Below are 14724 nucleotides of genomic sequence, written 5' to 3'. Positions count from 1 at the left end.
CCAAGGATGCATTGAGTCTCCCTAGTGTGTTAAGCGCCCCTGCAAGAGGCTGCGTATGGCCACCCTTAATCTACAGGACGCCGACACCAGCTAAGTTCATTTGCTATACAGCTGGGCATCAATCTGGCGGTGAAGTGGTGACAGCGGGGTGCCAATAGGGGATCTGTGAGGCCCCTGGCTTATCCAGGACAATCGCTACACTTTGCTCGGCCCGTGTGACCGCCACATAGAAATCGGCTGCGGAAAGGGGCAGGAGATACTCCCCTTTGCTGATGAACTTGCCGATGGGCTCGGTCGGATAAATCAGCACGCGGTTGAAGGTCTGTCCTTTGGACACCCCGAAGTTCATGTAGTCGAGATCGAACTCCTTGCCCGAGCTGATGCTATTGCGCAGGCACTGAGGTTGGAATGTCTCAACGTACTGACGAACGTGAGTCTTTCTCACGAGGAAAACGCCGTCGTGGGGTGTGATCACGTGATTCTGTGAGGTCGTTTCCGGAAACTCCCAGCTCGCCTCGAAGATAGTGTCGGAAAAGGTAGCGATTGTCTGGCAGCACCTCCACGTGACAGAGCTGAAGTTGATTTCCAGCCGGCCAGCTTTCTGCTGTTTTTTGAACCATGCAATGGATTTCGAGTAGGCGAAGGCCTTCTTCATTTGGCCACGAGGATTGGTGGACAAGACGGCCTGACGGACGTCCCCAACGAGCCGTATCTCTATGCGTGTGCCGAACAGAGCTTCCAGAATGTCCCAGTCGTAACCCGAAAGATCCTGTACCTCGTCGATGAGTATTTCGTCGTAGAGGCATTCGAGGCGTTGAATCAAAGCCCCGCCGCTTTGGCCAATCAGTTGGTGGGCCAAGCGTGCCAACTCCTTCGCATACACACTGTCCGACGAATCGAAAAATCGATTCTCACCGCTGGCATATCGTCCTGGATCACCTTCGAAATTGAAGCCCCTGCAGCGCTTGTCGGGGAACGCGAACGGGACGAAGGGTTTGACGAAATGACGTAGTAGGAAGCTGAACCAGCCAGAGACCTCCAAGCCGGGTCGGTCACCGGCATACCGCCTTACACGCTCGCGCAGCTCGATTTGGTTCGCCTGTGCGAAGGTGATGAGCAGAACTTTGCGATCGGCTGGTAACGCCTTGCAATGCTCCACCAGGCCTTGTGTCTTGCGAGCGCCCGCAACCGCCAGGGTCAGGTAATTGTTAGCCATGAATGAACGCCGCAGCTGCAGCCATATACGGTGGCGGTGTGACAGCCTCCTTGGATTTGGCGATGAGAAGTGCTGCTTCCGTTTTCTCTCTCGACATCCATTTCTCAAGGCTGGCCCGATCAGTGGCCCCGAGAATCTTGCGCAGAGACTCTTCGTTGTTGCACGCCCTCAATTGTGGCTCCAATGTCCTGCCCGCTTCCTTTGCACCAATGAAGAGCTCGCGCTTTCCTGTTTCGAGCAGTTCGCTGACAGTTTCCTTAAGGGTGTCTGGGTCTTCCCCGTCGTTGTCTCGAAGAACTGCAACTGGGCGATCGATGGCAGTACATAGTTCCAGGCAGCGCCTCAACGTCAGCCCGTGCATGCTCATCACATCAATCCCCAGCTCCATCGGGTGCTTACCGTAGAGGTCTTTGAAGAAGCGCTCAAACAAGATCTCGTCCGAAGGGCCTTCCACCAGGACGAGCTTGTGAGCCAGCACCATCCGCAACGTGTCGAAGCCTGGGAGCTTTTGGAAATAGCCGACCGTGTCCGGATCAAGCGTCTCGATGTGAGATGCCTTGCCGCGATGCAGGAGGAGCAAGGAGCTCAGGCCTAGGCGATTCAGCACATAGGCGCTGTGAGTGGAGATGAACAGCTGACGCTCGCCTGCAGCTTCCTCGATGCGCGACAGCAGCGTGGTCAAGCTCGTATGGGACAGATGATTCTCTGGCTCTTCAATCATCACGATGCTGGTGTGCTCGGACAGGCGCTGCATGGCCAGCGAAATCTTGATCGAAGCCTGTTGCCCTTGGCCTGCCAACGCAAAAGGCACATGATCCACATGTGGCGTAACCGACCCCTCCCAGGAGGATTGAGCGCTTTGATCCATGGCCAAGGCCATCACCTGGTTATCCAGTGGCGCTCGAATATCCTTCAAGCGTTTGTTCACGTCTCCCAGGGAGTTAGAGGTCATGGACTCTTTGATCTCGCGGTAATGCTGGGAGATCTTGGCTTTCTCGACCGGCTCCAAATGGTCACTGAGGATTTGGCGAAGGTGATAGTCGATGCCTGACGTCGAGCGGACGGTACGGGAATCGATAGTCGCAACGGCAAGCTGACGGGGGCGTCGAGTCAGTACCTCATCCCCAAAAGTACGCCATTCAATCTTGTAGTACTCAACGGGTATCAGTGCGCTGGGTTTGGTACGCCATTGGGTCAACTCCTCGTCATACTCAGGATTGGGGATGACCTTGAACGAGATGCCAGGGCAGGCATTCGTCTTCCTATCGCTGTTGATCGCTCCGCAGAGAAACTGCAGCTCTGGCCGATTTTCTAGAAATAGCTCAATCAGGATCTCTGGTAGCGCTGGTTTTTCATCCCAGTCGCAGTCTTCCAGAAATTGATTAACCAGCTGTTTGTTGAACCAATACGGGTTCAGTTCCTCCTGAGCGGAGCGACCACCGATACGCCCGTTGAGCGCGAGACCAATTGCCTCCATCAGGGTCGACTTCCCCGCGTCGTTACCGCCCACAAGGATGTTCAGATCCTTGTTGGGCAGCAGCGTGAAATCGCCGTAGATCCGATAGCCCTGGATTTTGATCTTCGTGATCATCTGCTGTCCTTAGGTGTGGGTAGATGGCGGGCACAACAGCAAGTAAAAGCAGGCCTCTGAGCTGCTCCCGGAGGCAGTGCCATTATGATGGCAGATAATTTCGAATCAATGGCCGCTATGAAGCCAGCAGTTTCGGCTACGATCGCTGGGATAAACGATCGTCCGCACTATAGGTCTGCGCGAACGTCCCATGCCTCGCCGGGCGCAGCATCACGGAATGAGGTCGGCCAGGGATGAGCAGGTGAGGACAGGAAACCTTGGCCCAAGCTGCTATCGGGCGTACCACCAGCCTCGTGCAACATATTTATCATGCAGGTACGGACTCTGTGGTCGTCGACGACTGGGCGCTTTTTTAGCGTGAGAAGCGTCAACTGTCTGTCTATAATCCGCGCATGTTGAATCCAACCGAAATCCGCCCAATCCTCAAGCAGTGGGTCGCGAAAGCGATGTCCCATGAAGAGAGTGACGTCTTCATCGAGGAGCTGTGCTTCATCGATAAGGCCAGACGCGCCGATCTCGTTCACGCCAATGGGAAGCTGACCGCTTTCGAAATCAAGTCCCATGCTGACACGTTGACTCGCTGGGAGGGTCAGCAGCAGGCCTATATGGCGTGCTTTGACGAAGTCTGGCTATGCTGCCATTCAAAGCACTTAATGAAGGCTCTTGAGTCATGTCTTCCGCATGTTGGCGTACTCGTCGTCGATGACTATTCCGGCATGGCGATGATTCGAAAGGCGAAGCCCAACAAGCTCCAGGATAAATTCCACCTTACGGGATTTTTGTGGCGTAGTGAGTTGGATGCACTCGCTAACCAGCATGGGGTGCCAACGAAAAGTCGCGACCTCATAAAAGAAGTGCGCCGCCAGCTCAGCGACGCCCTTCCCATGGATGTGATCAGGTCACATGTATTGGTCAGCCTGAAACAACGTTATCGTTAGAGTAAGTCATCGGCGTCGAGGTCATCGAAGCCGTCAGTATCTACGATGGATTGGATCATGGCGCAGATATGCTGATTGATCCTGTATCCATTCCATGTTCCGTTGTTCCCGTAGCCGGTAGATGTGGCGACAATTCTGCTGTACTCACGAGTGGCCCAGCAGAAGTCGTCGCCGTGATACCCCGGCAAGCCTCTGATCTCTTGAGCGATCTCTATGTATCGCACAAATTCCTTATCCGAGCCTTTGCGTCGCTGCCACCATTCCGTTGGGGTGTAGTAGCAAGCGAAAGGAAGGACAGGCATGCCTCGTATGTATTCCATTGAGGCGGTTGGGTTGGTGGCTGCATAATCCCCATAGACGATATCTGACTCTATGCCAGTGGTGTCGACCCTTGCTTGCCATGCAACGTCATAGCAGGCGGAGGAACGGGAGGTATTTGAGGCCGGCTTGTCGATAGGAAAGGAGGTGCTCATCAGAACCAGATTCCGTATCTGGTAGCTGTTGAGTTGACGCAGGGATACATTGAAATCCGACCCTGAGGCAGTATTGGCCGGAGCTGTTGCACCGAAGTCCAAAATCACCGTCGCGGTGTCTGGGCTTTCAAGAGCATCCAGAATTGATAGCAATCTGTTCCACGAAGTCGGGGTGGGGTTTTCCGGACAGGTAACCCTGATGGCTATATGGGGGAAATCGCCCTGGAGAGCCAGTGCACTTTGGATGACTGCTCGTTGGGGATCGTCATCAACCCAGGAAACCACAGGTATAACGTTCTGGTTGATGCCTGCCACATCGGAGAAGAATCGACGTTTGTTCTCAAACGCGCCATGAGGATTGTGCAGGTCATTGGTAGTAATGAATTCTTCACCAACGTCCTTCGTTATTCTTGAAACGTCTAGGAAAAAAGGATGCTCAGTCCAACTTGCTAGGAATGTTTGAAGATGTCTGTCGTCGTCACCTCGCATGTCCAACAGCGGAGCCATGACTTCCCGCCTGTGGTCTTCCAGATTTATCAGCGCCTTAACGTCATTCTGACCAACTCGTAAACAAGCCACGTACTGCATCTTGCGCTCCTTGCATGCTGTGAAAAACGGTTTCGCCGTAATGCTGAAGGCATGGCGACTCACAGGCCCCGGCGATCAGCGAGCGTCGACATATGGCACATGTCGGTTTTGCTCACTGCCACTGGCCGACCTCATGCTCCCAGCGAGACGGCAGATGGAGATTGGTACGATAGCACTTAGCCAGTCAATAAAAGCTTTAATGCGTTGTTTCCTGGGATGCGTTGTTTTTGGGATACGGGGTGCACTTATGTCCGATTAGTCAGTGGGTTACTCATAGTGGAGTTCACCAAACAGTCCGATCATGAGGTCACCATCCAAGATCTCGAAAGGGAGGGTGACGTACTGCTCAGAATGCCGGGGCAACGCCTTTCCATCGTGTGGTGCATTCTTCGTGTGCCCTTGAACCTTTTCCCCGTTCTCCTTGATATAGGGGAGCACGACTATACGACCATGGTTCTTAGATAGGATCGTTCCCTCGTGCCAAAGGGTGTTTCCTTCATCGCTGTTGGACTCGCCACCCGTGTTTTTCACCACCCACCGTGGCACCCCGTCGTCCTCATACCAAAACACGAAGCCACCGCAGACCAGTACCCTTTGGCCGCGCATCCTTGCCTCGGCGAGCATTTGCTTGACGCTTGCTAACTGCAACAGCTGATTGGCTCGGGGGAGTAAGAGTGCGCGTATCTGCGCTTTGGTTCTTCCCCAGTGGTCAGCTCCCGAAAGACCAAACCCTTTGGCTGTCACTTCGCGTAGACAGATCTGCGAGCGTTTGGGAGACAGGGCTCCAATCTGCTCCCATGTCTGGTCATCGACACGGCGAAGGCATGTGTTGAAATGCGGTAGGGCCACCACATCCACATAGGGGGCTCGTTCGAGCTCCTCGTAAAGGGGTTGGCGCAAGCTCTCCATCGTATTGTGCAGTTTCAGCTCTTGCACCGAGAGCCGGGGCAGATGGGCGTTCCGCTTGATCGCCTCGCGCTCCATGAGCTCCTCTTCTCCCTGGATACGGCGCGCCGCTGTCAGTGCTTTCTCGACCTTCAGGGTGGTCGAGCTCTGCAGCACAGGATCTGGTACCGCCTGGACGACCAGTTCACTGGTGCGGCTGTTGAACTCGTCTGCCGCTTCCATGGCCTCCTCGTAGGAGGCGAAAACAGCCACCCTCGCATGGCCACTGCCGTTATCGTAGAAGTAACGCTTCCAGGACAGCTGGGAGTCGGGGAAGAGCTTGAGCGCCCTCAGCTGCCACGTCCATCCGATGCGGAACTGCCGGAACGGAAGGACGGCCAAGGTGGGCATTGAGTGGTATGGCATCTGATCTAGGCGCATCGATTCTCCTTGCTGGTTGTGTCTTAGCGGCTGCGGAAGCGCTGGAGTTGATCCTAGGGAGATTGATTTCCCCGACACCATGGATAGCACATTGCCAGGATGAGGCAATTTCTTGGCTGAAGGCCTCGTATCTCGGGGGGGGGCAGGAGAAGATGAGCTTTGAAAGGACTTTAAAAAACTGGTGGTTTATCCAGTATTAAGGGTTGCGCAGGTAATGTGCAAAATCTATAATGCACATATACCAAGTTGCTTGGAAGGCATTACAAGTCAACGTAATGTGCAGTAAAGGTGGGGGGTGAAATTGCTGGGCACCCCGTTCAACCTCACCGAGGGCGCGGCGCTGCTGTCGCTGTTCGGGCGTCTCACCGGCTATACCCCACGCTGGTTCACCTACTTCATCGGCGACGCCCATGTGTACGAAAACCACCTGGACATGCTCAACGAGCAGATGAAGCGTGAGCCGCTGGCAGCGCCGAAGCTGATGATCAGCGAGCGCGTACCGGAGTTCGCCAAGACGGGCAAGTACGAACCCGAATGGCTGGAGAAGATCGAGCCGAGCGACTTCTGGCTCGAAGGCTATGAGCACCATGCACCGATGACCGCGCCCATGGCGGTCTGATTCATACCGCGTTGCCGGGGCGCATCGAACCCCGGCAACGCTGCGACTTCCTACATCCCGACTCCAGTCCGATCAATGCCCGTGGCTACGCCCCACGTGCGAATGCTCGACCTCCGGCGCCGTCACCGCGCCATTGACCTCCAACTGCTGCAAAATCGCGCATTCCTCCCCCTGCACATTGCACTGCCGGCGCAACTCCACCAGTTGCTGTTGCAGCGCCACCAGCCCGTCGATCCTCGCCTGTACGTGCTCGATATGCTCGTCGATCAGCGCATTGACGCTGCCGCAGGCCCCCTCGGGACTGTCGCGCAGGCGCAACAGACTGCGGATTTCGTCGAGGGTCATGTCTAGGGTGCGGCAGTTGCGGATGAACGTCAGGCGCTCCACGTGCGCCTGGGTATACAGCCGGTAATTGCCTTCGCTACGGGCCGGTTCGGGGAGCAATGCCTCACGCTCGTAGTAGCGAATGGTCTCCACGGCGCAGTCGGTCACCTTGGCCAATTCTCCGATCTTCATCGCGCGTTCCCCCTTGAGTGCTTGACCCTATAGTGGCTACAGGGTGTTCACTTGGCAACAACACCCCGTCAGTGGGCACTCTCGATCAGGGCGAACCTATGAACCAGCCGGTCAGTCACCACCCTACGCATGAGCACGATCACGATCATGGACACGATCACCAGGGACACGATCATGGCGGCCATGACCACTCCCATGCCAGCCCCGGCGGCAGTTGCTGCAGCACCCGCGCGGCTGCGCCTGCCTTCGTGCAACTGACCGACAAAGCCAGTGACGGCGCGCGCCTGAGCCGCTTCCGCATCGACGCCATGGACTGCCCCACCGAGCAGACGCTGATCCAGGACAAACTGGGCAAGCTCGCCGGCATCGAGCAACTGGAATTCAACCTGATCAACCGTATCCTCGGCGTGCGCCATACCCTCGACGACACCGCGTCCATCGTGCGTGCCATCGACAGCCTGGGCATGAAGGCCGAACCCCTGGCCGACGCAGACGACGGCAGCGCCAGCGCGCCGGGCGCGCACAAGACCCGCTGGCGGCCGCTGGTGCTCTCCGGATTGGCCGCCATCGCTGCAGAAGTCGTGCACTTTTCCGGCCTGGCGCCGGAGTGGCTGGTGGCCGCGCTGGCGCTGGCCGCTATCCTCGGCTGTGGCCTGGGCACCTACAAGAAAGGCTGGATCGCCCTGAAGAACCGCAACCTCAACATCAACGCGCTGATGAGCATTGCCGTCACCGGTGCGGTGCTGATCGGTCAGTGGCCGGAAGCGGCCATGGTCATGGTGCTGTTTACCCTCGCCGAGGTGATCGAGGCGCGCTCGTTGGATCGTGCGCGCAACGCCATCAGCGGCCTCATGCAACTCGCCCCGGACATGGCCACCGTGCAGCAGGCCGATGGCCAGTGGCGTGAAGTGGAGGTGCGCGAGGTGGCGATCGGTGCGCGGGTGCGGGTGCGTCCCGGTGAGCGCATCGGGCTGGACGGCGAGGTGGTCGAGGGTCAGTCCAGCGTCGATCAGGCGCCGATCACCGGCGAAAGTTTGCCCGTGGAGAAGGGCCTGGGCGACAAGCTGTTCGCAGGCACCATCAACCAGGCCGGGGCACTGGAGTACCGTGTCACGGCTGGCGCTGGGCAATCGACCCTGGCGCGCATCATCAAGGCCGTGGAACAGGCACAGGGCGCGCGGGCACCGACCCAGCGCTTCGTCGACCAGTTCTCGCGGGTCTACACGCCCGCCGTGTTTGCCATCGCCCTGGCGGTGGCGTTGATTCCGCCGCTGTTCATGGCCGGCGCCTGGTTCGACTGGGTCTATCGCGCGTTGGTGCTGCTGGTAGTGGCGTGCCCCTGTGCCTTGGTGATTTCCACGCCGGTGACCATCGTCAGCGGCCTGGCGGCGGCGGCGCGCAAGGGCATTCTGATCAAGGGCGGCATCTACCTTGAAGGCGGTCGCAAGCTCGATTACCTGGCGTTGGACAAGACCGGCACCATCACCCATGGCAAGCCGGTGCAGACCGACTTCACCCTGCTCGACTCGCGTTTCGACAGCCGTGCCCAGGCGCTCGCCGCCAGCCTCGGTGAGCGCTCCGACCATCCGGTGTCGCGCGCCATCGCCCAGTATGGCCGCGAACAGAACATTGCCCTGAGCCCGGTCAGCGAGTTCGCGGCGCTGGCCGGGCGCGGCGTGCGCGGCGAGATCGACGGTGAGGTCTATCACTTGGGCAACCATCGCCTGGTGGAGGAACTGGGCCTGTGCTCTCCTGCGCTGGAAGCACAATTGGACCGGCTGGAGCGTCAGGGCAAGACCGTGGTGCTGCTGCTCGACCGCTCCGGCCCGCTGGCGCTGTTCGCCGTGGCCGACACGGTCAAGGACAGCAGCCGCCAGGCCATTGCCGAGTTGCATGAACTGGGTATCAAGACGCTGATGCTGACCGGCGATAACCCGCACACGGCCCAGGCCATCGCCGCCCAGGTCGGCATCGACCGCGCCGAAGGCAATCTGCTGCCGGCCGATAAGCTCAAGAGCATCGAAGACCTGTACGCCCAAGGGCATCGGGTCGGCATGGTCGGCGACGGCATCAATGACGCCCCGGCCCTGGCCCGCGCCGAGATCGGTTTCGCCATGGCCGCCGCCGGCACCGACACCGCCATCGAGACCGCCGATGTGGCGCTGATGGACGACGACTTGCGCAAAATTCCGGCGTTCGTCAGGCTGTCACGCCAGAGCGCGGCCATTCTGATCCAGAACATCGTGCTGGCCCTGGGGGTCAAGGCAATCTTCCTGGCCGTGACCTTCGCCGGCCTGGCCACCCTATGGATGGCAGTGTTCGCCGACATGGGCGTGAGCCTGCTGGTGGTCTTCAACGGCTTGCGACTTCTACGTCAGTAGCAGCGGCAAGTTTTGAGCGGCAAGTTTCAAGCTGATCGAGGGGAATGTGCGATTGATGAGACGACGCCGCACCGCTGTGACTTGCCGCTTGTAGCTCGAAACTTGCGGCTCAAGCTTCAAGCTTCAAGCTTCAAGCTGATCGAGGGGAATGTGCGATTGATGAGACGACGCCTGACCGCTGTGACTTGCCGCTTGCCGCTCGAAGCTTGCGGCTGGCCGCCCCTCCGGGGCGGCCCCCTATGCTGAGCGCCGAGCTAAGGGCGTTCTATATGGTGGCGCGCCTGGGCAGCATCACTCAGGCGGCGAAGAAGCTTGGGCTGAGTCAGCCGACGGTGACTACGCAGGTGCGCAACCTGGAAAGCCAGTACGGCATCGAGCTGTTCTACAGGGGCGGGCGGCGGCTGGTGCTCAGCGACGAAGGCGTGCGCTTGCTGCCACGAGTCAAGGCGCTGCTGCAGCAGGAAGCGGAGATCGAGTTCGAGCTGCGCAATGGCGCCCAGGGACAGGGCAGCCTGCGTCTGGCGGCTACGGCGCCGTACTACATGCTCGAGCTGGTGAAGGTCTTTCGTGAGCGGCTGCCGCAGGTCGAGGTGACCGTCGAGATCGGTAACTCGCAGCAGGTGCTGGAGATGCTCGAAGACTACCGCGTGGATGTCGCTGCCTCGTCGCAGTGTGTCGAGGATGCGCGCTTGGTGCGGCGGCTGTTGGGCAGCGATCCGCTGGTGGTGGCGGTGCACCGTAGCCATCCGTTGGCGCAGCGCCAGCACGTGACCATCGAGGCGCTCGCCGGGCACTGCCTGCTGATGCGCGAACGCGGCTCGACCACGCGCCAGCTTACCGAACGGCTGCTCGACGAGGCTGGCGTCAAGGCGGGCGCATTGCTGGAGATCGGCAGTCGCGAGTCGATCCGTGAAGGGGTGCTGCGCAATATCGGCGTCAGTGTCATCGCCCGCCATGAAGTGCCCCTGACCCCGGAACTGCGCGTGCTCACCCTGGAGCATGCGCCGGTGATGCACGAGTACCTGTACTGCCTGAAGGAGCGTCGACAGGCGCGCTTGCCGGCCGCGTTTCTGGGCGTTGCCCAGGAAGTGGCGGGAGTCGGGTTCTAGACGCGGTGTGAAAAGCCCGCGCCAACCCAAATCTGCCAATACCACCATCGCTCACTTTGCCCCAACCGCCACGCAACCTTCGCACGGCATTCCTAGCATGGCCCCATCTCTTCGATGAGGCCTTGCCATGAACCTCGCAACTCCCGGCACGCACCTGCACGTGCGCGGTATTCACAAGCGCTTCGGCGCATTCACCGCGCTGAACGACGTGAGCCTGGACGTCGCCGCCGGCGAACTGGTGTGCCTGCTCGGCCCCTCCGGCTGCGGCAAGACCACGCTACTGCGCTGCATCGCCGGGTTGGAGCAACAGGACCAGGGCACCTTGTCCATTGGCGAGCGGGACATCTCCGAACTGCCGCCCCAGGCGCGCGACTACGGCATCCTGTTTCAGTCCTATGCGCTGTTTCCCAATCTCACCGTCGAGGCCAACATCGCCTATGGCCTGAACGGTTGCGGTCGGGGCGCGTCACGCCACCGGGTGGGGGAGATGCTCGCGCTGGTCGGCTTGACCGGTAGCGAGAAGAAGTACCCCAGCCAGTTGTCCGGCGGCCAGCAGCAGCGGGTGGCGCTGGCCCGCGCCCTGGCGCCGGCCCCCTCAATGTTGCTGCTCGACGAGCCGATGTCGGCGCTCGACGCTCGGGTGCGTGAGCACCTGTGCGGTGAGCTGCGCCAACTGCAACGTCAGCTCGGCATCACCACGCTGATGGTCACCCACAACCAGGATGAAGCCATGCTGATGGCCGACCGTATTGCGGTGATGAACAATGGCCAGGTCGAGCAGTACGCCACTGCGCAGGCCATCTACGACCGACCCGCCACACCCTTCGTCGCCGAGTTCGTCGGCCAGGGCAACTGGCTGCCGTTCCAACGCCACGACGACCAGCACGCCCGGGTCGCAGGCCTGAACCTGCGCCTGGCGCCGGGCGCGGGCAAGGCTCGTAGCGGCAGGCTGTTCTGCCGTCCGGAGACGATCACGGTCAACCCCGTCGTGCATGAAGAAAACCTGTTCCCGGCCAAGGTCCGCGAAATCACCTTTCTCGGTAATCGCTGCCGCCTGAGCTTCGAGTTGCAGGCGCTACCGGGCCATGCCTTGCTCGCCGAGCTGGCACCTGAGGTCATGCCTCGGCTGCGCTCGCAGGACATCTGGGTGGCATTGCCGCCTCAGAGCCTGCAGGTGTTCGCCTGAGATGGGCCTGTCAATGTCCGTGTCCTCGCCGTCTGCCAAGGCTGGAGCGCGCGCGGGTGTCGCGCTCGGTGACCGGGTCTTCGTGGTCGGTGGCAAGGCTCTGCTGCTGGTGCTTCTGCTGCTGGCGGTGCTGCTGCCGCTGCTGGCGATCTTCTGGCGCGGCTTCAGTGGCGACGCGGGCCAGGGCGGTGGCCTGCAGGCGGCGGGTGAATTATTTGCCAGCGCCCACTTCCGCTGGCTGATCGGCAACAGCCTGACGGTAGGCCTGAGTGTGGCGCTGATCGTGGTGCCACTGGCCTACCTGTTCGCCTACGCCTTGCAACGCACGCTCATTCCGGCCAAGGGCCTGTGGCGGGGCATCTCCCTGTTACCGCTGTTGGCCCCTTCGATGCTGCCGGCCATCGCGCTGGTCTATCTGTTCGGCAACCAAGGCCTGCTGCGCGGGCTGCTGAACGACAACATCTACGGCTTCTGGGGCATCGTGCTGGGCGAAGCCATCTACACCTTCCCGCATGCGCTGATGATTCTGCTGTCGGCCTTGTCGCTGGCCGACGCGCGGCTGTTCGATGCCGCTTCGAGCATGGGCGCAGGGCCCTGGCGGACGTTTCGCAGCATTACCTGGCCCGCGACGCGGCAAGCGGTGTTCGCCGCATTCTGCCTGGTCTTCACCCTGACCATCACTGATTTTGGCGTGCCCGTGGTGGTCGGTGGCGACTATCAGGTGCTGGCCCTGGAGGCCTACAAGGCGGTGGTCGGCCAACAGCAGTTCGGCCGCGGCGCGCTGATCGGCATGGTCCTGCTGGTGCCCGCGCTACTCAGTTTTGCCGTCGATGCCTGGCTGCGTCGGCGGCAGAGCCAGGCCATGAGCGGGAGGGCCGAGGCCTTCGTGCCGTCACCGTCGCGGGCGCGCGATGCCGTCTCCCTGGTGCTGGTACTGGTGGTCTGCGCGGCGCTGTTGGCGGTGATCGGCATGGCCGTGTACGCCTCGCTGGTCACCTTCTGGCCCTACAACCTGACCCTGTCGTTCAAGCACTACCTGTTCGAGGACACCGCTGGCGGTGGCTGGCTGGCCTACCGCAACAGCGTGACACTGGCGCTGTGCAGCGCGCTGATCGGCAGCCTGGTGATCTTCACCGGCGCCTACCTCATGGAGAAGACCCATGGCCAGCGCCTGCTCACCCAGAGCCTGCGTCTGGTCAGCTTCATCCCCATGGCGGTGCCGGGGCTGGTGCTGGGGCTGGGCTACGTTTTCTTCTTCAATCTGCCGGGCAATCCACTGCATGTGTTCTACGGCAGCTTGTCGCTGCTGGTGTTGTGCACCATCGCTCACTACCTGACCACCGCGCAGATGACCGCCAGCACCGCCCTGCGTCAGCTCGACGGTGAGTTCGAGGCCGCCGCGCTGTCGCTCAAGGCGCCGCTGTACCGGCACTTCCTGCGGGTCAGCGTGCCGATCTGCCTGCCGGCGTTGCTGGACATCGTGCGCTACCTGTTCGTCTCGGCGATGACCACGGTGTCGGCGGCGATCTTCCTCTACAGCCCGGACACCATTCTGGCTGCCGTCGCCGTGCTGAACATGGACGATGCCGGCAATGTCGGTGGCGCCGCCGCCATGTCCACTTTGATCCTGCTGACCAGCGCCAGCGCCTCGCTGCTGCTGGCCGCCGCCTCACGGGGGTTGCTGCGCCGCTCCCAGGCCTGGCGTCAGCGCACCCCCATGCCCTGATCCGACTGCCCACTTCAAGGAACCGACTCATGTTCAAGCCACTCGCTCTTGTCGCTGTCGTCTGCGCCGTGTTCAGCCTGCAGGCCCAGGCGGCGACCACTCAACTGACCGTCTACACCGCGCTGGAGGCCGAGCAGCTCAAGCGCTACAAGCAAGCCTTCGAACAGGCCAACCCGGATATCCAGATCAAATGGGTGCGGGACTCCACCGGGATCATCACCGCCAAGCTGCTGGCCGAAAAGGATCGCCCCCAGGCCGACGCGGTGTGGGGCCTGGCGGCGTCCAGCCTGGCCATTCTCGACCAGCACGGCATGCTCGAACCCTATGCGCCCAAGGACCTGGGCAAGATTGCGCCGAACTACCGCGATGCCGCCAACCCTCCGGCCTGGGTGGGCATGGACGTCTGGGCTGCAACTGTATGCTTCAACACCGTTGAGGCCGAAAAGCAGGGCCTGAGCAAACCGGTGAGTTGGCAGGATCTGACCAAGCCTGAGTACAAGGGCAAGATCGTCATGCCTAACCCGGCCTCGTCAGGAACCGGCTTTCTCGATGTCAGCGCCTGGCTGCAGACCTTCGGCCAGGCGCAGGGCTGGGCGTACATGGACGCGCTGCACCAGAACATCGGGCAGTACGTTCATTCCGGCTCAAAGCCATGCAAGCTGGCGGCAGCAGGAGAATTCCCCATCGGCATCTCGTTCGAGTACCCGGCCGTGCAGCTCAAGCGCCAGGGCGCGCCGCTGGATATCGTGCTGCCCAAGGAAGGCCTGGGCTGGGAGATCGAAGCCACCGCGCTGATCAAGGGCACGCCCCAGGCCGACGCGGCGCGGCGCCTGGCGGACTTCTCGGCGAGCCCGGTGGCCATGGCGCTGTACAAGGAAAACTTCGCTGTACTCGCCGCGCCGGGTATCGCCAAGCCACAGACCGAATTGCCAGCGGACTATGAGCAGCGTCTGATCAAGAACGACTTCGTCTGGGCGTCGACGCACCGCGACCAGATCCTGGCCGAATGGCGCAAGCGTTATGACGGCAAGTCGGAGACGGTGGCTCAGCCCTAG

General features: G+C 60.6%; 11 protein-coding genes and 1 pseudogene. 7 read left to right on the top strand and 5 right to left on the bottom strand.

The features are described from left to right. Positions 1-118: 118 nt before the first annotated feature. Positions 119-1216, bottom strand: coding sequence for a UvrD-helicase domain-containing protein (locus NJ69_RS17940; RefSeq protein WP_039581794.1), 1098 nt, complete (start codon positions 1214-1216; stop codon positions 119-121). Then, positions 1209-2807: an ATP-dependent nuclease gene (locus NJ69_RS17935; RefSeq protein WP_039581791.1), complete on the bottom strand. Its 1599-nt coding sequence runs from the start codon at positions 2805-2807 to the stop codon at positions 1209-1211. Before NJ69_RS17935 ends, NJ69_RS17940 begins: the two co-directional genes overlap by 8 nt. A gap of 392 nt (positions 2808-3199) precedes the next feature. Between NJ69_RS17935 and NJ69_RS17930 the strand changes: the two genes are divergently transcribed. After that, entirely contained in the window at positions 3200-3745 is a 546-nt protein-coding gene (locus tag NJ69_RS17930; RefSeq protein WP_039581789.1) for a sce7726 family protein, read from the top strand. Here NJ69_RS17930 and NJ69_RS17925 read toward each other — a convergent pair. Both NJ69_RS17925 and NJ69_RS17920 read right to left on the bottom strand, forming a co-directional pair. Further along, positions 3742-4806: a beta family protein gene (locus tag NJ69_RS17925; RefSeq protein WP_039581786.1), complete on the bottom strand. Its 1065-nt coding sequence runs from the start codon at positions 4804-4806 to the stop codon at positions 3742-3744. The genes NJ69_RS17930 and NJ69_RS17925 overlap by 4 nt on opposite strands. Before the next feature lie 267 nt (positions 4807-5073). Then, complete coding sequence (locus NJ69_RS17920) at positions 5074-6132, bottom strand: hypothetical protein (RefSeq protein ID WP_039581784.1); 1059 nt, start codon at positions 6130-6132, stop codon at positions 5074-5076. A 304-nt stretch (positions 6133-6436) separates the two neighbouring features. Between NJ69_RS17920 and NJ69_RS17915 the strand changes: the two are divergent. After that, positions 6437-6751 (top strand): annotated as a pseudogene (locus NJ69_RS17915) (thymidylate synthase); the annotation flags it as partial. Between the two features lie 72 nt (positions 6752-6823). Here NJ69_RS17915 and cadR read toward each other — a convergent pair. Further along, positions 6824-7267, bottom strand: coding sequence for a Cd(II)/Pb(II)-responsive transcriptional regulator (gene cadR, locus NJ69_RS17910; protein WP_029614759.1), 444 nt, complete (start codon positions 7265-7267; stop codon positions 6824-6826). 98 nt (positions 7268-7365) lie between these two features. On the opposite strand from cadR, the gene NJ69_RS17905 reads away from it, so the two are divergent. From NJ69_RS17905 to NJ69_RS17885, 5 genes are all read left to right on the top strand, one after another. Continuing rightward, the gene (locus tag NJ69_RS17905) at positions 7366-9648 is read left to right on the top strand and encodes a heavy metal translocating P-type ATPase (RefSeq protein WP_039581780.1); all 2283 of its coding nucleotides are present in this window, start codon (positions 7366-7368) and stop codon (positions 9646-9648) included. 239 nt (positions 9649-9887) lie between these two features. Then, positions 9888-10757 carry a LysR substrate-binding domain-containing protein gene (locus NJ69_RS17900; protein ID WP_039581777.1) on the top strand — a complete coding sequence of 290 codons (870 nt, stop codon included), beginning with the start codon at positions 9888-9890 and terminating at the stop codon, positions 10755-10757. 127 nt (positions 10758-10884) lie between these two features. Continuing rightward, the gene (locus NJ69_RS17895) at positions 10885-11943 is read left to right on the top strand and encodes a putative 2-aminoethylphosphonate ABC transporter ATP-binding protein (RefSeq protein ID WP_039581775.1); all 1059 of its coding nucleotides are present in this window, start codon (positions 10885-10887) and stop codon (positions 11941-11943) included. A gap of 1 nt (position 11944) precedes the next feature. After that, positions 11945-13669, top strand: coding sequence for a putative 2-aminoethylphosphonate ABC transporter permease subunit (locus tag NJ69_RS17890; RefSeq protein ID WP_039581771.1), 1725 nt, complete (start codon positions 11945-11947; stop codon positions 13667-13669). Positions 13670-13698: 29 nt separating this feature from the next. Then, positions 13699-14724, top strand: coding sequence for a putative 2-aminoethylphosphonate ABC transporter substrate-binding protein (locus NJ69_RS17885; protein ID WP_039581768.1), 1026 nt, complete (start codon positions 13699-13701; stop codon positions 14722-14724).

The sequence above is a fragment of the Pseudomonas parafulva genome, assembly GCF_000800255.1.
Lineage (GTDB): Bacteria > Pseudomonadota > Gammaproteobacteria > Pseudomonadales > Pseudomonadaceae > Aquipseudomonas > Aquipseudomonas boreofloridensis.
This window is presented reverse-complemented; position numbering and strand designations above follow the sequence as displayed.

What these genes read in the sequence shown, in the direction of transcription:
- NJ69_RS17885 (WP_039581768.1), top strand. Translation starts at nt 13,699, where the DNA reads ATGTTCAAGCCACTCGCTCTTGTCGCTGTCGTCTGCGCCGTGTTCAGC.
- NJ69_RS17925 (WP_039581786.1), bottom strand. Translation starts at nt 4,806, where the DNA reads ATGCAGTACGTGGCTTGTTTACGAGTTGGTCAGAATGACGTTAAGGCG.
- NJ69_RS17905 (WP_039581780.1), top strand. Translation starts at nt 7,366, where the DNA reads ATGAACCAGCCGGTCAGTCACCACCCTACGCATGAGCACGATCACGAT.
- NJ69_RS17930 (WP_039581789.1), top strand. Translation starts at nt 3,200, where the DNA reads ATGTTGAATCCAACCGAAATCCGCCCAATCCTCAAGCAGTGGGTCGCG.
- NJ69_RS17890 (WP_039581771.1), top strand. Translation starts at nt 11,945, where the DNA reads ATGGGCCTGTCAATGTCCGTGTCCTCGCCGTCTGCCAAGGCTGGAGCG.
- cadR (WP_029614759.1), bottom strand. Translation starts at nt 7,267, where the DNA reads ATGAAGATCGGAGAATTGGCCAAGGTGACCGACTGCGCCGTGGAGACC.
- NJ69_RS17940 (WP_039581794.1), bottom strand. Translation starts at nt 1,216, where the DNA reads ATGGCTAACAATTACCTGACCCTGGCGGTTGCGGGCGCTCGCAAGACA.
- NJ69_RS17920 (WP_039581784.1), bottom strand. Translation starts at nt 6,132, where the DNA reads ATGCGCCTAGATCAGATGCCATACCACTCAATGCCCACCTTGGCCGTC.
- NJ69_RS17895 (WP_039581775.1), top strand. Translation starts at nt 10,885, where the DNA reads ATGAACCTCGCAACTCCCGGCACGCACCTGCACGTGCGCGGTATTCAC.
- NJ69_RS17900 (WP_039581777.1), top strand. Translation starts at nt 9,888, where the DNA reads ATGCTGAGCGCCGAGCTAAGGGCGTTCTATATGGTGGCGCGCCTGGGC.
- NJ69_RS17935 (WP_039581791.1), bottom strand. Translation starts at nt 2,807, where the DNA reads ATGATCACGAAGATCAAAATCCAGGGCTATCGGATCTACGGCGATTTC.